At 46.3% G+C, this 22,683-nt stretch carries 24 protein-coding genes; 10 read left to right on the forward strand and 14 right to left on the reverse strand.

Annotation, left to right across the window (positions count from 1 at the left end; genetic code table 11):
* Window positions 1-30 precede the first annotated feature (30 nt).
* The 6 genes from BHE18_RS21515 to BHE18_RS21540 form a co-directional block, all read right to left on the reverse strand.
* Entirely contained in the window at window positions 31-1,410 is a 1,380-nt protein-coding gene (locus BHE18_RS21515; RefSeq protein ID WP_071620525.1) for an alkaline phosphatase, read from the reverse strand.
* Window positions 1,411-1,561: 151 nt separating this feature from the next.
* A complete protein-coding gene (locus BHE18_RS21520; RefSeq protein ID WP_071620526.1) occupies window positions 1,562-2,422 on the reverse strand; it encodes a dimethylarginine dimethylaminohydrolase family protein in 861 nt (286 codons plus the stop codon).
* A 148-nt stretch (window positions 2,423-2,570) separates the two neighbouring features.
* Window positions 2,571-2,888 carry a KGG domain-containing protein gene (locus BHE18_RS21525; RefSeq protein ID WP_071620527.1) on the reverse strand — a complete coding sequence of 106 codons (318 nt, stop codon included), beginning with the start codon at window positions 2,886-2,888 and terminating at the stop codon, window positions 2,571-2,573.
* Window positions 2,889-2,968: 80 nt separating this feature from the next.
* Window positions 2,969-3,316, reverse strand: a complete 348-nt coding sequence (locus BHE18_RS21530) for a KGG domain-containing protein (protein ID WP_071620528.1) — start codon at window positions 3,314-3,316, stop codon at window positions 2,969-2,971.
* A 373-nt stretch (window positions 3,317-3,689) separates the two neighbouring features.
* Complete coding sequence (locus BHE18_RS21535; protein WP_071620529.1) at window positions 3,690-5,270, reverse strand: long-chain-fatty-acid--CoA ligase; 1,581 nt, start codon at window positions 5,268-5,270, stop codon at window positions 3,690-3,692.
* A gap of 490 nt (window positions 5,271-5,760) precedes the next feature.
* Window positions 5,761-7,329 (reverse strand): DEAD/DEAH box helicase, encoded by a 1,569-nt coding sequence (locus BHE18_RS21540; RefSeq protein WP_235860410.1) that lies wholly within the window; start codon window positions 7,327-7,329, stop codon window positions 5,761-5,763.
* A 92-nt stretch (window positions 7,330-7,421) separates the two neighbouring features.
* Between BHE18_RS21540 and BHE18_RS21545 the strand changes: the two genes are divergently transcribed.
* The 6 genes from BHE18_RS21545 to BHE18_RS21570 all read left to right on the forward strand — a co-directional run bounded on the left by BHE18_RS21545 (window position 7,422) and on the right by BHE18_RS21570 (window position 11,454).
* Window positions 7,422-7,877: a hypothetical protein gene (locus BHE18_RS21545; RefSeq protein WP_071620530.1), complete on the forward strand. Its 456-nt coding sequence runs from the start codon at window positions 7,422-7,424 to the stop codon at window positions 7,875-7,877.
* A 130-nt stretch (window positions 7,878-8,007) separates the two neighbouring features.
* Window positions 8,008-8,544, forward strand: coding sequence for a flavodoxin family protein (locus BHE18_RS21550; RefSeq protein ID WP_071620531.1), 537 nt, complete (start codon window positions 8,008-8,010; stop codon window positions 8,542-8,544).
* Between the two features lie 140 nt (window positions 8,545-8,684).
* On the forward strand, window positions 8,685-8,972 hold the full coding sequence (locus tag BHE18_RS21555) for a hypothetical protein (RefSeq protein ID WP_071620588.1): 288 nt from the start codon (window positions 8,685-8,687) through the stop codon (window positions 8,970-8,972).
* 78 nt (window positions 8,973-9,050) lie between these two features.
* Window positions 9,051-9,473 carry an organic hydroperoxide resistance protein gene (locus BHE18_RS21560; RefSeq protein WP_071620532.1) on the forward strand — a complete coding sequence of 141 codons (423 nt, stop codon included), beginning with the start codon at window positions 9,051-9,053 and terminating at the stop codon, window positions 9,471-9,473.
* Window positions 9,474-9,592: 119 nt separating this feature from the next.
* Window positions 9,593-10,780, forward strand: a complete 1,188-nt coding sequence (locus BHE18_RS21565) for an NAD(P)/FAD-dependent oxidoreductase (protein WP_071620533.1) — start codon at window positions 9,593-9,595, stop codon at window positions 10,778-10,780.
* A gap of 110 nt (window positions 10,781-10,890) precedes the next feature.
* Window positions 10,891-11,454, forward strand: a complete 564-nt coding sequence (locus BHE18_RS21570) for a DUF6944 family repetitive protein (RefSeq protein ID WP_071620534.1) — start codon at window positions 10,891-10,893, stop codon at window positions 11,452-11,454.
* Here the strand turns inward: BHE18_RS21570 and BHE18_RS21575 are convergent.
* Window positions 11,412-12,395 (reverse strand): LLM class flavin-dependent oxidoreductase, encoded by a 984-nt coding sequence (locus BHE18_RS21575; protein WP_071620535.1) that lies wholly within the window; start codon window positions 12,393-12,395, stop codon window positions 11,412-11,414. The two genes, BHE18_RS21570 and BHE18_RS21575, sit on opposite strands and share 43 nt — an antisense overlap.
* Window positions 12,396-12,532: 137 nt before the next feature.
* Between BHE18_RS21575 and BHE18_RS23390 the strand changes: the two genes are divergently transcribed.
* A complete protein-coding gene (locus tag BHE18_RS23390) occupies window positions 12,533-12,697 on the forward strand; it encodes a hypothetical protein (RefSeq protein WP_169792821.1) in 165 nt (54 codons plus the stop codon).
* A 110-nt stretch (window positions 12,698-12,807) separates the two neighbouring features.
* Here BHE18_RS23390 and BHE18_RS21580 read toward each other — a convergent pair whose 3' ends face one another.
* Window positions 12,808-13,659 (reverse strand): VOC family protein, encoded by an 852-nt coding sequence (locus BHE18_RS21580; protein ID WP_071620536.1) that lies wholly within the window; start codon window positions 13,657-13,659, stop codon window positions 12,808-12,810.
* 140 nt (window positions 13,660-13,799) lie between these two features.
* Between BHE18_RS21580 and BHE18_RS21585 the strand changes: the two genes are divergently transcribed.
* On the forward strand, window positions 13,800-14,114 hold the full coding sequence (locus BHE18_RS21585; RefSeq protein WP_071620537.1) for a winged helix-turn-helix transcriptional regulator: 315 nt from the start codon (window positions 13,800-13,802) through the stop codon (window positions 14,112-14,114).
* 8 nt (window positions 14,115-14,122) lie between these two features.
* On the opposite strand, the gene BHE18_RS21590 is transcribed toward BHE18_RS21585, so the two are convergent.
* Window positions 14,123-14,995 (reverse strand): nuclease-related domain-containing protein, encoded by an 873-nt coding sequence (locus BHE18_RS21590; RefSeq protein ID WP_083573925.1) that lies wholly within the window; start codon window positions 14,993-14,995, stop codon window positions 14,123-14,125.
* A gap of 507 nt (window positions 14,996-15,502) precedes the next feature.
* Window positions 15,503-15,658 (reverse strand): DUF1540 domain-containing protein, encoded by a 156-nt coding sequence (locus BHE18_RS21595; protein WP_071620538.1) that lies wholly within the window; start codon window positions 15,656-15,658, stop codon window positions 15,503-15,505.
* A 206-nt stretch (window positions 15,659-15,864) separates the two neighbouring features.
* On the opposite strand from BHE18_RS21595, the gene BHE18_RS21600 reads away from it, so the two are divergent.
* Together BHE18_RS21600 and BHE18_RS21605 are read left to right on the forward strand one after the other, a co-directional pair.
* The gene (locus BHE18_RS21600; protein WP_411159275.1) at window positions 15,865-16,080 is read left to right on the forward strand and encodes a hypothetical protein; all 216 of its coding nucleotides are present in this window, start codon (window positions 15,865-15,867) and stop codon (window positions 16,078-16,080) included.
* A gap of 290 nt (window positions 16,081-16,370) precedes the next feature.
* The gene (locus BHE18_RS21605; RefSeq protein WP_071620540.1) at window positions 16,371-17,120 is read left to right on the forward strand and encodes a sugar phosphate isomerase/epimerase family protein; all 750 of its coding nucleotides are present in this window, start codon (window positions 16,371-16,373) and stop codon (window positions 17,118-17,120) included.
* 37 nt (window positions 17,121-17,157) lie between these two features.
* On the opposite strand, the gene BHE18_RS21610 is transcribed toward BHE18_RS21605, so the two are convergent.
* The 4 genes from BHE18_RS21610 to BHE18_RS21625 all read right to left on the reverse strand — a co-directional run bounded on the left by BHE18_RS21610 (window position 17,158) and on the right by BHE18_RS21625 (window position 22,677).
* Window positions 17,158-18,390, reverse strand: a complete 1,233-nt coding sequence (locus BHE18_RS21610; protein ID WP_071620541.1) for an aspartate kinase — start codon at window positions 18,388-18,390, stop codon at window positions 17,158-17,160.
* Window positions 18,391-18,504: 114 nt separating this feature from the next.
* On the reverse strand, window positions 18,505-20,316 hold the full coding sequence (locus BHE18_RS21615) for an IucA/IucC family protein (RefSeq protein WP_071620542.1): 1,812 nt from the start codon (window positions 20,314-20,316) through the stop codon (window positions 18,505-18,507).
* A 493-nt stretch (window positions 20,317-20,809) separates the two neighbouring features.
* Window positions 20,810-22,150 (reverse strand): lysine N(6)-hydroxylase/L-ornithine N(5)-oxygenase family protein, encoded by a 1,341-nt coding sequence (locus tag BHE18_RS21620; protein WP_071620543.1) that lies wholly within the window; start codon window positions 22,148-22,150, stop codon window positions 20,810-20,812.
* Window positions 22,147-22,677, reverse strand: coding sequence for a GNAT family N-acetyltransferase (locus tag BHE18_RS21625; protein ID WP_141771966.1), 531 nt, complete (start codon window positions 22,675-22,677; stop codon window positions 22,147-22,149). Before BHE18_RS21625 ends, BHE18_RS21620 begins: the two co-directional genes overlap by 4 nt.
* Window positions 22,678-22,683: the final 6 nt, after the last annotated feature.

Consider the following 22,683-nt stretch of genomic DNA (forward strand, 5'->3'; position numbering starts at 1 on the left):
GCGGAAAGGATCCGCGTGGCTTTTTTAGCATTATTTATTCTCTTTGATTTTACCTTTATTCTTTAAAATTTCGAAAATCAACTGAGCCTGGTTCGTATTGTCGATCATCCCTGCGAACTTTTCTTTCTGAGGACCGAATGCATAAACAGGTACGTCATCCCCTGTATGTCCATCCGTCGTCCAGCCAGTACCTGAACGCGTATCGAAGATCTTTTCGATTGCATTGTCGATTTCCACTTTATCCTTCGCGGCCGCTGCATCTTTTACGGATGCAATTTCTTCGTCTGTCAATTCAAGGTCGACGTATTGTGAAAGAGTTTCTTCTACAGATGCGCCGTTCGCGATTTCTTCTGCCATGAAGTCAGGCGTGCGTTTTGCAGCATCAATTACACTTGGATCCCAGTTATAGTCGCCATCTGAACCGATTGAGAATCCGCCCGTTGAGTGGTCGGCCGTCACGACGACCAGGGTCTCACCATTTTCTTTGGCAAAATCACGCACTTTTTCAAATGCCTTTTCGAAATCCCTCATTTCACTCATGGCAGCCACTGCGTCATTGTCATGGCCAGCCCAGTCGACCTGGCTTCCTTCAACCATGAGGAAGAATCCGTCTTTATCCCCTTCCAGGCGGTCAAGAGCTGAAGTAGTCATATCGGCAAGGCTCGGCTGTTTTTCATCGCGGTCGATCATCTTGTCCATTCCTTCTTCAGCAAAAAGTCCGAGAACCTGTTCATTATCGTCTTTCTTCATTTCATCTGCTGTCTTTACATAACTGTATCCGTCTTTCTTGAATTCTTCTGCAATGTTGCGGTCTTCGCGTTCAAGGAACTTTGTCCCTCCGCCAAGCATAACATCGATTTTGTGCTTGCCATTGATCATTTCATCGAAGTAATCATTTGCGATTTCATTTTCATTGTCACGGTGTTCATCATGCGCACCGTAAGAAGCAGGTGTGGCATGCGTAATTTGGGAAGTCGAAACGATACCCGTCGACATACCGTTTTCCTTTGCCTGTTCTAAAACCGTTTTGATTTCTGTCTTATCGTTATCCAGGGCGATAGCGTTATTATACGTTTTTTTACCGCCGCTCATCGCAGTGGCTGCTGCCGCTGAATCCGTTACATTTTCTTTTTCGTCTTCAGGATAAGTGGACTGCAGTCCCACAAGATACGGATCAAATGCCGTTTTCTCGAATTCCGGTGTATCCGGATTGTCATTTATATAACGAAGGGCTGTTGTATAAGGGACACCCATGCCGTCACCAATCATGAAGATGACATTTTTGGCTTTCCCGTTTTTAGATTCTTTCGCTTGCGCCTCAGGGTTGTCCTGATTCATACCGATCACACTTCCGATTGCCAATGATGAAACAACTGCCAAAGGAAGGATCTTCTTCATGGATTTTTTCATGTCGCAACCTCCTAGATTATGAATACAGTTACTAGGATAATAGAGAATTATAAAGAATTATTTTCAAAGAGACGACAATCTTGTAAAAGATTTGTAAATGCAAAAAGGTCCGTCCCCTCATTCCTTTACGGAACGCGGGGCGGGCCTTTGTCTATTCCCTTACAAGAGGCAGGGTGCAGCACCTGAAGGAGCCGCCTGATTTGATGATTTCCGAGAAGTCGGTTTCGATGACCTTGAAGCCCTTTTCTCTTATTCTTCCATTCAACTCTCCATTCTGCGGGAGGCTGACAATCGTTTTGTCACCGATGGCAAGGACATTCGGTCCCATACGGAACTGTTCCTTTTCGCTTACTTCAATGATGTTGTAGTGCTCTTTGATTTTTTCCAGATCTTTTTTCGAAAAAGCAGGCGGATAAACGAGTGCCGCTTCCTCCGAAATGATCGTGAACACACAATCAAGGTGCAGGATATCACTCCTCAAAGGAAGTGCATGCACGGTATAGTCGGGGAGCAGTTTTTTCAGGGCCTGGACTGCCAGACGGTTTGTGCGGCCGCTTATACCTACCCAGACATCTTTACCGTCTACCAGCACATCCCCTCCTTCGATTGAATGAGCAGCCAGATGGGTATGCGGGATCTTATGTTCTTCGAGCCACCCGAGAAGAACCTTCACTTCTCCTTTTCTAAGCTCAGTATTCATCGATGAAACGATGAGTTCATTCCCGATGCAGAATCCGATATCCCTTGTGAATACCTGCTCGTTCATTTCCTTTTGGGGTGCGAGGTGATGCACCTCAGCGCCGTTTTCCTCAAGGATTTTCACAAACTGCTCATGCTGGTACACGGCTTCATCTATATTGATATTATCTTTCATAAAATGTTTTTGTGTTTCATTGATGATTTCCGTAATTCTCATGTTTTGAGGCGAAACCACCAATACCTTTTTTAATTTTCCGTATTCAGAAGGACAATTCACATCATTGTCCTGAACTGTTTCTCTAGACAGGTTCATAGGGTTTTTTACCTCCCAAAATTTTTCATTACGGAGGACTATTCCCCGTTTGGTAAGGGATGAAACCTTGGAAATTTATATTGCAGCCAGTCTCCTCATAATAAAAAGGACCCTTTGCAAAGGATCCCTTTTATTTGTTAAGATAATATTAATTGTTGTTATTTGAATTGTTGTTTGAACGGTTGGAGCCGCCTGAGTTTGAGTTATTGCTTCTTGATTGATTTGAATTTCCTGAGTTGCTGGAATTTCTACCGCCTTTTTCACCGATTTCCTGGTAGAATTCTTTATCATGATTATTCGAGGTGGCTTCTCCGCCTTTTTCTCCGATCTCCTGATAGAACTCTTTATCGTGATTGCGTGACGTAGCTTCTCCGCCTTTGCGCCCCGCTTCTTCATAACTCATTTTATTGTTGTTTTTGCTGTTGTTATTATTGTTGTTATTACTATTATTATTATTGTTTGCCATTTTGTTTCCTCTCCTTTAAATGTAATTAGTCTCCATGACGTTTACCGGAAATGACGTTTCTATGACATGATTTTTAAGTATTAACTGTTGTTTGAGTTGCCGGATCCTGAATTAGAGCTGTTGGAACCGGAATTTGAACCATTGGATCCGGAGTTTGAGTTATTGCTTCTTGATTGGTTTGAATTTCCTGAGTTGCTGGAATTTCTGCCGCCTTTTTCACCGATCTCCTGGTAGAATTCTTTATCATGATTCTGGGCAGTCGCTTCTCCGCCTTTTTCTCCGATTTCCTGATAGAATTCCTTATCGTGATTGCGTGATGTAGCTTCCCCGCCTTTACGTCCTCTTTCCTCGCGGCTCATGTTTCCGTTGCTGTTGTTATTGTTGTTTTTACTATTATTGTTGTTATTACTATTATTATTGTTTGCCATTTTGTTTCCTCTCCTTTAAGTGTAATTAGTGTGATGACCAATGACTCTTAAGAAATGATGTTTCCAATGACTTTCCCCAAAACCTAAGCAGAATTCTCATGCCATGTTCGCCTTCACTATGGCTTGTCTTTTCTCTTAAAATAGAATGCCATTCTGTAAGAATCCTCCTTCGATTTTTAATGTTACATTTGCTTGTTTACCATCTTATTGGAAATATAAACATGGGGATGTGGAATAATTTTTTCATTATTTCTCCGATTCCCAATAGGACGCGACTTGCTCTTTATAAAAAATTTTTCAAATAATTTGTTTACATACACCCTCCCCCGTTTCCATAAAAAAAGACGTGTGCATGCACACGTCTTTTTACTAATTAATGAACCATCCGGTCCCGGTCCTTCCAAAATTCTTTCCGGATCACGACTTTTTGGATTTTTCCGGAGGCGGTCTTCGGAAGTTCCTCCGCAAAAGTAATGCCTTTTGGCGCTTTAAAATGGGCCAGCTTCTCCCGGCAGAAAGTGATAAGCTCTCCTTCAGCAAGATTGTGCCCGTCACGGAGGACCACCACCGCGTGCGGGACTTCCCCCCATCTTTCATCCGGTACGGCAACCACCGCTGCTTCGAGGACGCCCGGATGTTCATAAAGCGCCCCCTCTACTTCGATTGAGGAAATATTTTCCCCGCCGCTGATGATGACATCTTTCATACGATCTACAATCTCGATAAAACCGTCTCCGTCGACAACCGCCATATCCCCCGTATGAAGCCACCCATCCCTGATCGCTGCATTCGTCGCTTCCGGATTTTTAAAGTATCCCTCCATGACCGTGTTCGTCCTGGTCACGATTTCCCCAATTGCTTTCCCGTCATGAGGGACCTCATTCCCTAACTCATCTACGACCTTGACCCTGGCCCCGATCATGCTGTATCCCGCCTTGGCCTTTAGCCGATACTTCTCTTCATTGGTTTTTTCCTGTTCCATGGAACGGATTGCAGAAGTCGTGATGAGCGGAGAAATCTCCGTCATCCCGTACACCTGGATGAATTCCCACTTCAGGTCCTCTTCCACTTTTCTCACAAAAGCAGGAGGAGGTGCCGAACCAGCGATGACGACCCTTAAAGGCTGATCGATACCCGGCTTTTCAGATTCATATTGTTCAAGGATCATATTGAGGACGGTCGGGGCCATATGCATGACCGACACCCCGTGCCTTTTCACTTTTTCCAAAATGACTTTCGGATCGACCTTCCTCAGCATCACTTGTGTCGCACCGTTCGCCGTATAGTAGAAAGGCGATCCCCAGCCGTTCACGTGGAACATCGGCAGCACATGAAGGAGAGTGTCCTGATCCGAAACCTTCAGGTGGTGCATGCTGGACAGAGCGTGAAGATAATTAGACCGGTGCGTGAGGAGAACTCCCTTCGGATCCCCGGTCGTCCCGCTCGTGTACAGAAGGGAAGCGATGTCGGTTTCTTCGAGCGGCACCCTGTCGAATAGTTCGGTACTGTACTTCCCCCTCCACTCGTCATATCCAGGGTAATCGTCCTGAGAATCGCCGTGGATGATCACGTGTTTCAGGTTTGATACTTTCGACAGGATCGGTTGGACGAGCGGATACAGTTCTTCATCCACAAACAATGCCTTACTTTCACTGTGGGTCAAAATGAATTGATAGTCCGCAGGCTTGAGGCGAGTATTCAGAGGGGTCATCACACCGCCGACTCCGTATACCCCGCAAAACCCTTCTAGCATCTCCGTCGTGTTCGGCGCGAGGTATGCGACTTTGTCCCCTTTTTCAATGCCAAGTTCCTGCAGCCCCCGGGATAACTGGTTTACACGGGCATTCAGCTGTTTATATGTAAGTCTTTTTTCATCATCGATGATCGCGGTCTTATCACCGTATTGCTCCACCGCCCGATCAAGAAAGTCCGTTAACACTAAAGGTACATGCATGCTGTCATTCCATCCCCTTCCCAAATTAGTAAAGCGTTTACTTTATTTTAAAGGGAATGCGGGAGAGATATCAAGTTAGTTGTGTCAATTTTCTGATAAATGATGAGTGAAGATTTGTATATGAAACTTTTTTAGATGGATTTGAAATTGGGGTGTATTGAGGAGTCAGATTAGTTAAAATTGCTGGGTTGAAGCTATGTGAAGGGGTATATTTAGTCAAATTGGTGGTTGGGGGCTTTTTTAGGGTATCCGTATAGAGTGAAATTCGGGATTGGGACAGGTTGAATTGGAATTGAAATGGGAAATCTTTTGAATTCGTGGCGTAATCTTCGAATTCAGTCGATAATCTTTTAATTTTCATCTTTATTCTTCGAATTTACCCAATTATTCTTTCGATTCTGCGATTAATTCCGCCACTTACCAATAATATCCATAAAATAAAGACAAAAAAGCATGGCTTCGCACCATCGCGCAGCCATGCTTTTTCAATTTAAGACCGGCCTCTTCTACCGCCTGAACCCTTGCTTGAGCTGCCGCTGCGTCCACGGCCGCCGCCTCTGCCAGCCGATGACGATCCTCTTCCAGATGGATTCCTGCCATCAGATCTAGCAGCTGAACGATTGCTTGATCCGTGTCTGCCATCAGGTCTATCACCCGAACGTCCGCTCGTTCCACTTCTGCCGTCAGACCTGCCAGCTGAACGGTCGCTCGGCCCGCGTCTGCTGTCAGAGCCGGCAGCCGAACGTCCGCTCGAACCTCGTCCACTGCCTCTTCCGGAGGATGTCCGTTCACCGTCACGGCCGCCTGATCCGCGTCCGCTTTTCCTGCTGCGTTCCCGGCTCTCCTGAATTTTACGTTCCCTTCTATCCTTGGCACTTTCATTGTTCCCTTTACCGCGGGACGGGGACGGGCTGCTTTCAGCAGCAGCCGCCACTTCCACCTCACGCCTCGGCAGCGAACGCTCGATGCCCTTTTCAATCATTTCGAGTGCCTGCTTATCCTTCAATGCCGCAAACGTGATGGCGAGTCCGTCATTTCCGGCACGCCCCGTCCGGCCGATCCGGTGGATATAACTTTCCACATCCTCCGGGATATCGTAGTTGAAGACGTGCGTGACGCCTTCAACGTCAAGGCCGCGGGCCGCAACATCCGTGGCGATCAATAGTTGGATTTTGGCGTCACGGAACTTTTTCATGACCGCTTCTCTTTTTGCCTGGGAAAGGTCACCGTGAAGCTCATCGACAAGGAATCCCCTTGCCTTAAGATCCATGTGCAGTTTGCTTACCCGCCTCTTCGTCCGGCAGAAAATGATGCCGAGAAACGGCTGGACGTCGTGGATCGTTTGACTGAGGGCATCAAGTTTCTGACGGTCGGTCGTTTCGATGACTTCCTGCTGGATTTCCTCGACGATCTTTTCCTTTTCCCGGATCTGAACGTTATGAGGGTTGTTCATATAGCGCTTCCCTATTTTCCGGATGTCCTTTGACATCGTCGCCGAGAATAGGGCGGTCTGCCTCGTATAAGGCGTCTCGCGGATGATTGCCTCGACCTCATCGAAAAAGCCGATATGGAGCATTTGATCCGCTTCATCCAAGACCAGGAATGACACTTCAGTGAAATCGACCGTCCCGCGGCGTACGTGATCAAGGATCCGTCCCGGTGTTCCGATGACGATGTGGACCGCCTTATTTGTCAAACGCTTGATCTGTTTCTCGACGTCTTGGCCGCCGTAGACCGCAAGCACATTGATGTCTTCTTTTGATGCAGCCAGCAGCTGGTTGAGTTCAGCCGTCACCTGGATCGCCAGTTCCCTTGTCGGAGTTACGATAAGGGATTGGATGCTTTCTTTTTCTTTATCGATACTCGCAAGCATCGGCAGCAGGAAGGCCATTGTTTTCCCCGTGCCGGTCTGTGCCTGTCCAATAACATCTTCGCCATTTAATAAAACAGGTATCGTTTCAACCTGGATCGGTGTCGGTTCTGTAATGGATTGTTCTTTTAATGCTTCTGTGTACTTGGGCTGAATCCCCAAGGATGTGAAATCGTTCAATATGGTCACCTCTTCCCCCTCATTATACCCCTATCCTTTCTATAAAAATAGGGCACTGTGCTATAATGAAAAAATCGTTGTAATAGAAATGAGGAATGAGCATGCTGACCTTCCAGGAAAAACTGGATATCATTGAAACATTCGATGAACTGACCAAAAAAGAGGTGTCTCTCAACCGGGTGAATTTTCACTTTGAGGACAGCCTTTATGATAAAACAGTCGTTGTATACCACCTGCATCCGAATGGAAACGGATTTGTCTACACCGGGGAGCTTCCCCAATATGAATCTAATGCAAAGGGTCTTGTGAATATCCGCGACTATTCTGAAGAAGAGATCCGTACCATCATCACCGCCTCGATCACTTATTTATCCCAGGAAGAAGAAATCGAGCCTGCTGCCCAACAAACATGGAAAGATTCCGAAGGCCACACCCTTCTTCTCGTGGAAGAAGACGACCGCTGGAACATCTATGCCGATGAAAACCTTGAGGACAGCTTCGGCGGATATGATGAAGCTGCTTTGTATTTGAGGGAAGAAGGATTTAAGATCCGATAATATTTTTTTCAAAATAACCCAGTCATATCAATAACAAACAACCCACGGGGAATCCGTTGCCATTCCCTGTTTGCCCATGGATGAATATACTGGGGATAACTGCCCAACCAAAAGAGGAGGAGAGTTACAGATGAAAGTATTAGCGCTGCTCGGAAGTACGAGAAAAGACGGGAACTCCGAATACCTTGCGAAAAAAATCGTCGAGGGGACCGACCATACCATTGTGTCGCTTGCAGATTTGAATATTAAGCCAATCGTGGATATGAGACATACAGAAGAAGGATTCTCACCTGTCGAAGATGATTATGAGGAACTCGTTGAATTGATTCAGGAACACGACATCCTTCTGTTTGCAACTCCGCTTTACTGGTACGGTATGAGCGGGCCGATGAAAAACTTCTTCGACCGCTGGAGTCAATACTTGCGCGATGAACGGTTCAACTTGAAAGAAGAACTGACCAAGAAAAAAGCTTATGTCGTCATCAGCGGCGGACCAAGCGCCCGCATCAAGGGACTTCCGCTTGTTCAGCAGTTCAATTACATCTTTGAATTCGTGAACATGGAATTCGCAGACTATATGATCGGTGCCGGCGTACGCCCTGGTGAAGTGGCCACCGACCTTGCCGCGCTTGAAAAGGCGGAGCGCTGGAACGCTTTGTTCAGATAAAATAACATCGAAGTTCAGCCCTGAGATTTGATAAAGCTGAACACAATTGCAGTGAAGGATGATCCATGGGATCATCCTTTTTTGTTTATTCAGCCTTCAATTGGAAACATTATGATTATACCAACCATCGGAGGCACGACATGAATTTACCGACAATCCATACAAACATATGGGATGCGATCATCGCGATCCCCATCATCATTCTCATCACCCAGGCCATAAAGCTTGCATTCAGACCCCCGGCATTCCTCGTCCCGAATATCGCGGTCATTCTGGGATTGCTCATTTCCATTTTCATCAGCCATAAAGGACATCTCGTAGTCGGAATCTTCATGGGCTTTTTTTACGGATATGCCGCTATCGGAAATTATGCTTCGTTAAAGACCACTTTCCTCGCATACCGGAGACAGCGGGAGATCGTGGAATGAGGAGCACATTGGCAGGTTTAGCCCGAACCTGAATAGTAAAAAGTAAGAGTGAACAAATCTTAAATAGGAGTGATCAGAATGGACGCATTATATACAGCAAAAGCAACCGCAAACGGCGGCCGGCAGGGAAAGGTAAAAAGCAGCGACGGGGTATTGGAATTTGACCTTGCCATGCCAAAATCCCTCGGGGGAAGCGGGGCTGAAGGAGCGACGAACCCTGAACAGCTCTTTGCGGCAGGATATTCAGCCTGTTTCGACAGTGCCTTGAACCTCGTGGCAGGACAGGAGAAAAAGAAAATAGACTCGGAAGTCACTGCAGAAGTTTCGATTGGAAAAGATACAGACGGAGGATTCAAACTGGCAGTCGTCCTCTCCGTTTCAGTCGGCGGCTTAGAATTGGATGAAGCGAAACAGCTTGTGGAAAAAGCGCATGGTGTCTGCCCTTATTCAAAAGCCACAAGAGATAATATCGAAGTCAAACTGAATACATCCACACATTAAGACTACCGGGGAGGCTCTTTGACAGCCTCCCCCTGTTTTGTTGAAACATAACGTTTCAACAATTCTATAAGAGGGAATGCAATAGTCACAAAGAAGCTGACAGTTAGGGGATAAAGAAAATGGAACTACATAATGGGAAATTATTTTGGCCCACCACTTATAATGATTCAGAAAAAGAGTTCGATACTCATTACGATGTCGCAATCATCGGCGGAGGAATGTCCGGGGCTCTCTGTGCCTATGTGCTTTCCCGTGAAGGATTAAAAGTGGCCATCATTGAAAAAAGGCAGCTTGCATCCGGCAGTTCGTCTGCAAACACCGGGCTTCTGCAATTTTCAAATGACATCATGCTCCATGAATTGATCGACGAGATCGGGGAGGAGCAGGCGGTCCGTTTTTATAAATTATGTCAGGAAGCGGTCGGACACCTGGAAGAAGTGGCGATGACCCTGCCCGTCTCACCGGAATTCACCCGCAGGAAGAGCATCTATTATGCGAGCTCGCCGCTGCATCTGCCAAAGCTGAAAAAAGAATATAAAACTTTGAAGGAGCACGGTTTCCCGGTGGAATACTGGTCCAAGAAAGATATGAAGGAACACCTCCCGTTCTCCAAATCCGGGGCGCTGATCACCCACGGGGACGCGGAAGTGAATCCATTCCGGTTTGTAAATGGGATGTTCGAATATTTGAAGGAACATAACACGACAGCCTTCGAAGGAACAGAAGCGATTGAAGTAAAGGAAGACGGTGAAAAGGTCATCATAGAAACGACCAAGGGGACGTTGACCGCCTCTCACGTCGTGCATTCTACCGGTTATGAAACTCCTCCGCTAAGCGAAAACATCGGGACCGAAATCAATCGTTCCTATGCCATCGCCACCAAGCCCGTCGATGATTTGTCACAGTGGCATGAACGGGCACTTATTTGGGAAACGGACAGGCCTTATTTGTATCTGCGAACCACCGTGGATAACCGGATCATTGCCGGAGGCCTCGATGAAGACCCGGCGGAAGCTCCGCAAAGCATGGAAAAAATCGAAAAACATGGTAAAAAGATTGAAAAAGAGGTGCAGAAGATGTTCCCCGGCCTCAACGTTGAAATGGAATATGCCTGGGGGGCAAGCTTCGGTGAATCCCTCGATCATCTTCCGTATATAGGGAGGCATCCCGATAAAGAGCGGATCTACTATTTGCTGGGCTACGGCGGGAACGGGACGGTATACAGCATGCTCGGGAGCAGGATCCTGAGGGATCTGATCCTCGGCCGTCCTAATGAGGATGCAGATTTAGTTAAACTGGACAGATAATAAGAGAAGGCAGGAGACCATTTGCGTCTCCTGTCTTTTTCTTGTGTGGATTAACCTTACATGCCCTATTTGTATACACTATCGTAGAACTTAAAGAGTAGGCGATTTCCATGGGTAATGAATTCAAAGCAACGTTGGGGGCGTGGGTCCAGGCTGTCGGTACGGTCCTTTCCGCAATCGGAAATACTCCGAGCAAATCTCTTTCAGACGATACACTCACCAATTTTGACATTATCGGAAATGAAATGCAGGCTACAGGAAATGCCCTTGAAGCTGATGCCATTAAAAACCCTTTCGATTTGACAAAGATCGGAAATCAAGTTCAATCAATAGGAAATCTAACTGTTTTATCAGGTCTAGTCTTAGATTTTAATGAAGTGACCAAGCAGGAACTTGATATCAAAGGAAATCTCCTGCAGGCACTTGGCGGATCTGCTGCAGTCGCTGATTCCCTGGATGAAGAACGTACCCTGGATGAATTGCTTTCAATTTACGGCAATGCACTTCAGGTCATCGGAAATTCCCTGCAGGCGATTTCAGGCATCTTGGAATTAAACAACGAAGACAGCGGGGATTTGAATGTAATCGGAAGCTGGATCCAGGCTGTCGGTGCGGTCCTGTCCGCACTGGTTCAAAGCCCCGGATCCATCAGTGCATCAGCAAGCAATTCATAAGACCTCAACTTGTCCCCAAAATCCGACACATTCGTAATGATCATGAATTCATCGGTCCGGTATATCTCACTAAGCAAAAGCAGCTCCTCTTTCACTTTTTCCGGCGTCCCCACAATTGCACGTTTGCGATTCTCCCTTACTTTCTCCATCTCCCTGGAGGTGAATATCCGGCTGTCCGCTTCTTCCTTCGAGGGGATTCGGGTATCGATTCCCCTTTCCACTTCCAATAACCAGATATCCTGACTTTTGGCGATCCGTTCCGCTTCCTCCTGGGTCGGTGCACATACGACGAATATGCAGACATTGCTGAGCGGGGATTCTAAACCTGCAGATGGACGGAATTGATGATGATAGTAGTCAAGTGCCTTCTTCCCGTTCGAAGGATTGATGAAGTGTCCATAAGTAAAAGCAGTACCGTTCTCGGCAGCCACCCTTGCGCCCCTATGGGTAATCCCGAGAATCCATATATCCGGCGGTGTGTCAACGTAAGGATAAGCCTTGACTCCCGGCTCCCCATGAAGGAAATGCTGAAGCCTCTCCACCTGACCGGGAAACTCATTCATGCTTTTTTTCAAGCCATCCGTCAGTGCCAGGCGTGTCTCATAAGAACCGCCGGGCGAACGACCGATCCCAAGATCGATCCTTCCCGGAAAGAGGGTCTGGAGCACCTTGAAATCCTCTGCTATTTTATATGGGCTGTACTGAGGGAGCAGCACCCCGCCGGATCCGATTTTCATGCGATTTGTCAAAGAAGCAAGATGCGAAATCAGCACTTGCGGCGCAGATCCTGCCATACCGTTCGTATTATGATGCTCGGCCACCCAGAACCTGGTATAGCCCAGTTCCTCAGTGAATTTGGCAAGCCTCAAAGTCTCTTCGAATGCCGCTGCCGCATCCTGACCCTTCGTAATGACCGATTGATCCAGCACACTCAATTTCATGATGTCCCCTCCAATAAGCTTTTCATATGAATAGTATCCCACCAACCGCGCTTCTTTTTAAAAAAATCTGCCTGAGCAGTATACTTTCCATGTTTCTCTTTACACTAAACAATAAACAGAAGACAGGAGGAATAACCATGAGAAAGAGAACCCCGAACCTTTCAAAAGAAAACAATGTGGCTCCCACTTATGATGAAGAACAATCCTTTGGCGAGGACGCTACGGAAGAGGAAGTGAAGAACGGGGAGGCCACGATGGTGACCCGGCTCGTTTATGATGAGGTCGATCCGAGCGAAGGATGAAAAATGGTTAAAAGCCGTCCCCTGGTGATGGGGACGGCTTTTATCATTTTACCCGTTAGATACTGTCTCGTTATTTTCCGGATTAGACCAATTCATGCAACTTTGCAGCCTTACACCGTTAAAAACATCTTGTTGCCTGAAGGGTCTTCAGCTGAGATGCTGCCGTCCTGGTCAATTTCCACTTGATATCCGAGGCTTTTCAAGCGGGTTGCTGCTGCATCCCTCTCATCCTGATTCGGAAAATGAACATTGAATGACTGCAGGCCAACGCTGTTTTCCGCAGGTTTTGGCGCCCCGGCACCGTTCCATGTATTCAACCCAATGTGATGATGGTAGCGTCCGGTTGAAAGGAACAGCGCCTGATTCCCCAGAGCTGATACGACCTCAAACCCAAGCCCTTTAGTATAAAAACCGGCTGTTTCATCGAGGTCTGCAGCATGCAGATGCAGATGCCCCATCACTGTTTTCGAAGGCAGTCCTGTCCATGGCTCCCCTTCTCCTTCAGCTAAAATGGCCCTGGCATCAATCGGATCGACTGCCATTTCCACCTGTCCGCCATTCCACGTCCAAATGGTATGAGGCTTATCCCAATACACTTCAATCCCATTTCCGTCCGGGTCGTTGAGGTACAGTGCCTCGCTTACGAGGTGATCGGATGAGCCCAATGGAATATTCAACTGCGCAAAATGATTGAGGACACTTCCCAGGTCCGCTCTCTCTGGTAATAGGATGGCAAAATGATAAAGGCCTGTTGTTCTTGGCTGTTTAGGGATGACATTTTCCGGCTGATGGATTGTGAGCAGAGGAGTCTCCCCGTCTGCCGTCAGCTGTACTGTATCTTCAAATTTGCTTAAAATACTGAATCCGATAACTTCTTGATAAAAATCAAGCGATCTTTTCAAATCCTGAACATTTATGGTCACGTGATTGATATGAGTATATGGATGTTGGTGGAAGTTCATGGTTTTGTCTCCTTTATGGATGTAAGTTGGTTACTTTATGTAACTTATTTTATTTTAATAACTATAGTTAGTCAAGTAACTAATTTATAATTTATCATGACATATGATATAATTTTTCTTACAAAAGGAGGACTGATGAGATGAACACTACTGAAATTTGTCCAAGATTCGAAAAAGCCATCAGCATCATCAGCCCGCGGTGGAACGCTCTTATCATTTACCAGCTGCTTTCCGGTCCGCAGCGCAACTGCACCATAAAAGATGCAACCGGCATCAGCGGCAGAGTGCTCTCCCAGCGCCTGAAAGAACTCGAAGAAGAAGGCATCGTCGAACGCAAAGTCTACCCGGAAACCCCGGTAAGAATTGAATACTCCCTTACTGAAAAAGGCTATTCATTGGAACCGCTGATGAAAAATATCGAAAAATGGTCTCAGGAATGGATTGAGGAGGAATGAAGGACTCGTCACTTGGTGGTGGCGGGTTTTTTGTTTGAGTTTGTGGGGACGTTTTGTTTAGTTAGTTGGGTGAGGTCGTAGGTGGTGGATTTTTTGGTGCCGGTGGTTGGGAGGTTGAGGGATTTTAAAAGTCTTTTTGTAACATACCTTGATTCGATATTGAGGAACTTTCTTGCTTCTTCATTTGTTATTATGGGTTTGATAAGCAGGCAATAATCCATTAATGCTTGAACATGACCATTTAAATTCTTTGCTTTGCAGTTTGTACAGAACCATGATCCATGTTTCCTGACAAGTGGACTATGAGTGCATACCTCACAAAATACTCCTTTTTTGATTTCACTTGGTGATATATTAAACCTTTCCAAAATTGAATGTTCTGCCTCAACATGTTTTTTCTTCAACAAGCGAACCAACTTTTTAATTTCCTTATGATCATATACTTCTGATTGAGTTGATTTTTCGAACGTTTTAATATGGGTTGGAAGCAGATGGCGATGGATGACTGAGGAATTAAGATTGTGGTTTTCAGGCGAAGTTTTAATGATCGTTTTGTCGTTGCTTACTACTACCAAAGAAAATATAGAAATAGATGAAAAACCATGGTGCTTAAGCCATTTTTTTAGTTGTTCCACTTGCCTGAGAAGCTGTATTTGAGGATCTGGATATGCTTGCTTTTGCTCATCTTTTATTTGAATCAACTGGCTGAAGACTGGATCAAAATATATTGTGCCGGCTAAGTTTTTCACTTCTATCAAGAGGATAAAGTTTTTTGATATAACTAAAGTGTCAATTTGAAAGAAATGATTGCCGATTTGCAGGCGTAGTCCATGGAATATCAAATATTTCTCAGGGTTAAGAAGGCTGAGGGGATAATCCAAGGCTTCTTAACCCTTATGTCCAGCTGTTCTTCTATTCAATTCATCCACTAATATTTGAATTTTATGGTGGTGCAGGGGGAATCTACGAAGTAAAGCTTGCAGTTTTAAGATAATTCGAGGAATTTCACGATCTTTAATTATCATTTCACCACTCCAATCTTATATGATCTATAAATCATTCTACAATTGGAAGGAAAATCCTTTATTTTCAGTAAAAAGATTTCACTTCTATTTTTAAGGGCGGATTCATTAATTTTAAGGGCGGAATCTGAGATTTAAGGGCGATATTTTTAAAATATGGGCGAACGCACAAGTTTAAGGGCGAACTACCGATTTATCGACAAAAAAACGACAAACTTCTAACGCTACTCCCCCAAAAAAACCACCCTTCCCATGAATAAGAATGACAATCATTATCAATACTATATAAAAACAGGCAGCCACTCCAATGGCTGCCTGCCGGAACTTCATTCACGGAAAAAGTTCCTATCTCGTCATCAAATTCAATTACATACCAGGTTCAAATGTCTTACAATCCGTTTCTTCGCTGTTGTGGGCTTTGTTCCCCTTGTGACTCACTACGAAGATTTGGTCGGCTGAGCATTTCTTGCCTTCTTTGTTGTATTTGCAGTTGCTTACTTCACATAGTACATCTTGTGCCATGTTTCTTCACCTCCTCATTTATCTTTAGAGTTCACTAAATTTCATCTGTTCATACCTCGGGGTGTTAGAATCCCTATACCCTGTTCTTTACTATCATAACCATTCAGATTCCGCCATATAATCAGAAAAGATACGAATAAGCCAAAGGGGGAATCAGGTTGGAGCAAAGACGTTTGTATCATGTGCAGAACCTTGCATTTGAGATCATGGATGAAATGAATGCCGGCAATGAATTGGAGAGAAAAGTTGATTTGAAGCATGTTGTCGACCATCTATCCAGGGCAATCGGCAGCCTTGCCGATCCATCCGGGACCTTTTCACTTGATTATGTCGAGGAAAGAATCGCGGCAGCCCACTATTCCGTTTTTAAAAATGAAAAGAAGCTCTCGTGCTTGAAGATTAAATCGCAGGCCGTTAAATAATATCACCTGCCCAGCCAATAAACGGTTTGGGCTTTTTAATTAAAGGCTGTTTTCTAAAAGATTGTTGCTTTTCGTAAATTGGCTAGTAGCCTGAATGTTGATTGTGGACGTGCTCTTTTCGAATTCCAGTTTAAACCACAGGTAGACGGACATCAGAAAATACCCAAGTTCCGGTATTTTCTTGTGTGTAAAGCAACAAAGTATGCGAAAAGAGCTTAATTAAAAAGGATTTCTCCCTTTCTTTCAGAACTCTTATAGTAGAAAGATTTTGAAAGGCAGGCTGCATAAAAATGAAGCACATTCCCATCGCACTGCAGATGTACACGCTGCGGAACGAAGCTGAACAGGATTTTACGGGCACACTGAAAAAAGTTTCCGGGCTCGGTTATGAAGGAGTCGAGCTGGCCGGGTACGGAGGTTTGGAGGCAAGAAAATTAAAAGAAGTACTCGATCATCTGGGGCTGAAAGCAGCCTCCAGTCACATCCCGCTTGCTGAGTTAAGGGATGAAACGGAAAAAGTGATCGATGATCAAAAGGTACTGGGAAGCCGCTATGCTGTATGCCCGTACCTCGCTCCTGAAGAAAGGACGGAAAACGATTATATCCGGCTGATCAATGACCTTAATGAGATCGGCGAAAAATGTGCCGGGGAAGGCATCGCACTTTGTTATCACAATCATGACTTTGAATTGACTTCCCTAAGTGATGGACGTTCAGCATTGGAGACGATCTTCGAGGAAACAAACCCGGAGTGGGTGAAGGCGGAATTTGATATTTTTTGGCTGACATTTGCAGGGGAAAAACCGGCCGAGTGGCTTGAACGTTACAAACACCGCTCCCCGCTTGTACATTTAAAGGATATGACGACGGATGGGGAGCGTTTTTTTGGGGAGCTTGGGGCCGGCGGGGTCGATCTTGAGTCGGTGCTCTCATTCGGGAACGGGTCAGGGACTGTTGACTGGTGGATCGTCGAGCAGGATGAGTGCAGGAATCCGCCGCTCCAGAGTGTGAAGAGAAGCTTGGAGTTTTTGAAAAAATGAACATGAATGGACACTTCCGCTGAGGGAAGTGTCCTTTTTAATGAATTGCAGCAATTTTTCTCATTTCGGGAACATCGAGGCCGAATCCTGTATGGAGTATTTCAGCTGCCCGGTGCATATCAGGCTGCTTCACGACTACCGTCACACTCCCGGGGGCGTCGTCGATGAACTGGAAATCGATCTGTGCACGAGTCAGCATCTGTGCGGTTTTCCCCTGGATGACCCGGCGTGTCCGGATGTTGCTTCCGATGACGGCCAATTTGGCCAGATCACAGTCCGTAGTCAACCGTTCAAACGCGATTGGTCCTTCCTTTTCTGAAATAAGCTCCAGTGATTCCTTCAGGTCACAATGCGGAATGAGAAGAGTAGTTTCTTGTTGATTTTTGTAAAAATCACACTCGATATGTCTGGCTGCAAGTATCGACCTGATTACAGATTGCCTGTCATGTCCGCGGTCCCTGTCCTCTCCATTCAGAGTAATGCTTGCTCTTTCGTCTTGAAAGACGATGCCGATGACGGGGTATCTGTCTGACCGCTTGGAAGTATGATTTATGTACGTGCCCCGTTCATTAGTAAGACTGGACCGTACTGTCATCGGAACTCCGTGCTCTTTCGCATGTTTAACGGATCGTGGATGCAGTACGCCTGCTCCCCTTGCTGCAAGGTTCAGCATATCATCGTACGTCAGGGATGAAATCTTGGCAGCTTTCTTGATATACCTGGGATCCGAGGTGTATACGCCATCAACGTCAGTATAAATGTCACAGCGTTCCGCACCGAGACGGGCTGCAAGGGCGGCTGCGGTTGTATCTGACCCGCCGCGCCCCAGCGTGGAGATGGCCCCCGCTTCTGTCACGCCTTGAAAACCTGCCACCACGACGACTTTACCATCAGCGAGTTCCCTTAATATTGGATCGGGATCAATACTTTTTAGCTTGGCGTTGCCGTGTATCGAATCCGTCTGGATGCCTGCCTGGCCGCCGGTGAAGGAGATCGAATCCACTCCTTTTTCCTGGAGGGCCAGGGCTAATAGAGCGATCGTAACCTGTTCCCCTGTCGACAGAAGCATATCCATTTCCCTTTTTTGCGGATTCGAGGTTACTTCATAGGCAAGCCTCGTCAAGGTATCCGTTGTATCCCCCATGGCCGAGACGACCACCACGACATCATGTCCAAGATTCTTTTCCTCAATCACCCTTGAAGCTGCCCTTTTAATTGCGGATGCAGAATCGACAGAGGTCCCTCCGAATTTTTGTACGATAATACTCACCTGCTAAACCTTCTTTCTTCGAGGATCATGGATGATCCGTTTTTTTGCTCATCTTACTTACGGAATTTTCCCTGGCATTATGGCAGCCTGCCCGGCAGGCTTGCAGCACAGCTATTAAACCGTCTCCTTCACCTTGAAAAGTGCCAGTGCATTATTCACTTTTCCGAACTCTGAAGCATGCGGACGGTCGTCGCCGGTTGCGTATCCATAATCGACCATGCGGTTGCGGTTCAGGCAAAGCTTGGTCAATTCCGGCTTAAAGAAGTCAAACAGCTCGAACCGTTCCTTCAATTGGGGGAATCTGTGCTGATAATCCCCGATGGCCTCTGCAAGCATGCCCCAGAATGTTTCTTCTTCCATAAGTTCATGATTGACGAGGATATTGCTCATATAGCGCAGATGGCAGATGAACAAACCTGTGAAGATGAATTGAGTCAAGCCTTCCGGCGGCTCGCTTCTCAGCACCTCTTTGAATTCCTTCGACAATCCTCTCAGCTCAGGGAAGTCCTGGTCCGAGATATTGACGTCATCGACGAAATCTTTGATGGCCAGACGGTGGGGAACAGAATCCTTCAGCACGACGATCGTATTCTGACCATGCGGAGAGAAAACCGTTCCATATTGATATAGGTAATGAAGCAGCGGATCCATGACCACCTTGAAGAAGGTCTTCATCCATTCATCGGCTTGGAGTCCGGAATCTTCGATCAGGCTTTGTACATACGGTTTAATGTCATGATCTTCATATAAAAGAGCCGCAAGCGTGATGGCCTGTTCCCCTTCATCGAGATACGTATAGATGCTTTCCCTCCAAATTGTCCCAAGCATTTCGAGATACTGATATGGAGCCTGCTTCACCCCGGTGTAATAGGGGTGATCGACATTCATACTGGCATTTTCCCCCGGCAGGATGACGCGGCATTCGTCCTTCAGGAAAGTGTCTTTGTCTGCTATGCCTTTGATGAGCTCCGTCACCTGCGGGGCAATCAATGTGCGCTCGGACGGCAGCCCCCTGTAAACAAGTGTATTGAGGATGCTAATCGGAAGCTTGACGTGGTGCTTCCCTTTATTCGTCCTGTTCACGAATGTACGGATCGACTGCTGCGGCAGGTAGCTGTCGTTTCCTTCCCCGAGTGGGATGATCTTTTTTCCTGAAAGTTCCTCAGGGAAGTTCTGGATCAGGACGTTTTTCCACTGCCATTCGTGTACCGGCATGAAATAATAGTCTGACGGGTCCTCTCCATGGTCTTTTATTATTTTTTCAAAAGAAGTTCTTTCCGTTTCGGACAATTCAGAGGCGAGCAGGTCCTCATACTTCAAGCCTTCGATCGATTGGAATGAAGCAATTTTTTTAGCGACGGCAACCCAGGAAAGACGGATTTCCCTCCCGTGTTCGGGTGCATAGGTAAGATAGTCATCGTACCCGAAGCCGATCCGACCCTTGTTGTATGTAATCCACGGGTGGCCGGTCATGAAGCCTTCGAGCTCGGCATAATCTACATGGATGAGTTCATCAGATGATTTCGATTCTTTGTCCAGCAGGTGGGCGTCGGCAATCAGGGTAGCGTTCAGCTCTTTGATCAGATGCCCGACCGTTTCCGGTGACATCGGGATGAGTTCCTGAAGATCGATGAGCAGTGCGATGGCGCTGTCAGCCTGCTTTGTTTCTCCGTCTGCTGTGATGTCGATCGTTTCCCATTTCACATCAAAACTGTCAAACAATCGTTTTTCAGCCTGGTAGCGGTACTGTTTATCGTCTGAGATCTGCAGGGCATATGTGATGGTCTTTCCCTTTTCATCGAGTATGCTGGGCTGGATCATGTCTTCGTACATATACTCTGATAACATTTTTGCAATCAGTTTGCGGTTGACCTTTTTCCAGTTGTGCTTGTTCAATACGGTTTGCAGTTCGCTTGCAAATTGCATGGGATCCCTTCTTTCTGTCTATTTTAGTTGCTGCTTTTAATAAATGAGATTCAAGGTTTATTACCGCTGTTGGGTTACGTGCAGGACTTCGCTTTCCGAAAGGGTCTGCGTCTTGCCCGAACCAGTTTAGAATCCAGCGTCAAAAAACAGTGAAATTTGTGTATTTTCCATAGGAAAACATGTTTTTCATCCTACCCGCTATATAATTCATTCGTTTTCCACTATAAAAACGTATTTCCAACTAAAATCTTCAAATTTGAACTTACTTTCCTTATACTCAGAAAGCTTTATTATTGAAAACGGAAATTTCATTATCGAAATCAAAAGCTTTATTATTGAAAATCAAGCTTTTATTATCGAAACTGCGAAGCCTTTTATTAAAGATTCTTTATTGTAATCGAAAGCGCGACACTTATAAGCAAACCTATACTTTTATTATCAAAAAATGCAGGTGCTTACCCAACCCAAGTCCGCCTTCATTCCCCCGTCACCCTCACATGCTTGGAACGGCAGCCGCAGCCCGTTTTTCAACTCCAAATGTCTGAAACACATTCTTCGTCTGAACCGGATATACTTCCCTTCCGGCTAATTGATTGATAATGACTGCATTCCGGTGTGCGCCGAGTCCAAGGTCCGGGGCCCCGACTCCATGGGTGTGCATCTCCCCGTTTTGAACGAAGATGCTGCCGCCTTCGCCGATGAAGGTCTCCAGGCGGTAATCCTTCGTGAACTTGAACCTGCCGGCAACGTCATATACCAGGTCATCCTTCATACCGGACAGAAACGACGGAACCGCTGTTTTGTAACCTGTCCCGAAGATGACGACGTCGCTCTCTTGAGTGAATGTTTCTTCTTTTACTTGGTGATATCCGCGGAGCGAGTAACCGCGGCCACTGGCTTCAAGACCGGTGATTTCCGTCATCGCCTGCAGAGAGATCCGAGGGTATTCACTTCCGATCGAACGCTCGTACAGATAGTCATAAATCTCCGCGATCGTGTCTGCGCTGATTCCTTTATACAAGAGGTCCTGATCCTTCAGGAGAGCATCCTTTTTCTCCTGCGGCAGGCTGTAGAAGAAGTCCGTATAGTCGGGTGAGAAGTATTCAAGTCCGAGCTTTGAATACTCCATCGGGAAGAATCCTTTGGAACGGGTGAACCAGTCCAGGGTGAATCCGTGGTTCTCCTGTTCTTTCGCCACATCAAGGAATACTTCCGCGGCGCTCTGCCCAGACCCGATGACCGTCACCGATCGCGCCTCTTTACAGATCTCTTTTTTCTCCAGATACTCGGATGTATGGAAGACGCTGCTTCCGAGATGTTCCCTGAAGTGTTCCGGGACAGAAGGAACAGAGCCGATCCCCATCACGAGGTGGCGCGTCACGAACCGCTCTTCAGTACGCGCCGCATCATTCCATACGGAAACCTCGTACCCGTTCCCTCCGTCATCCAGCACTGCCGGTACAACACGTTCGACTTCCATCCCAAACCGGCATTGCGGCAGCTGATCGGAGACCCAGCGGCAATAATGGTTGTATTCTTTTCTCGGAATATGGAATTTCTCAAGGAAATAAAAGTGATACAAACGATTGTGAGCCTGTAAATAGTTCAGGAATGTGTATTTGCTTCTGACATCTGCCATCGACACAAGGTCCGCGAAAAATGGTACCTGCAGGGTCGTCCCATCGATCAGCATCCCGGGATGCCAATTGAATTCCGTCTTCTTTTCAAGGAACAGGGCCTTCATATCCCCAACTTCATCAAGCAAGGCCGCCAAACCTAAATTGAAGGGGCCGATCCCGATGCCGATCACGTCATGGATTTCATTTTCATTCATGGGGTCCACCTCTTTTCGAATTCTCCCCGCTCACATTTCATGAGCAGTCCGGTTTTATCCGGCAGTTCAATCGGTCCGATTCTTTTGAAACCGCATTTCGTAAACACATGGATCATTTTTTCATTCCGGATATCGGGTTCCGCCATGACCTTTTCTGTCCTGTCATCCTGGAATTGAAACCGGACCATTTCCCTTAACAGCGGCAATGAATATCCTTTTCCTAAAAATTCTTTATCACCGATCAAGAGATGGACGCCCTGGTCATGGGGAACGGCATTATACATTTTTTCCAGCACATCCCCTTTGACCCAGTAGGCCTCCCAGTAACTCATCGGCACATCGTCCAGACATCCGATATAGAGGGTATGGTGATCATCGTTCAATGCTTTTCTCAAATGTTCCCTGAACTTATTAAGAGGCATGTTGAGATTCCAGAACGGGTGGACATGGTCCTCCATCATCCAGGTGTGGATCATGTCCACATCCCGCTCAAACTCTGCTTTCCTAAACGAAATCTTCCTTCCGATCTCTTC

It is taken from the genome of Rossellomorea aquimaris, assembly GCF_001877785.1.
GTDB classification, from domain to species: domain Bacteria; phylum Bacillota; class Bacilli; order Bacillales; family Bacillaceae_B; genus Rossellomorea; species Rossellomorea aquimaris_A.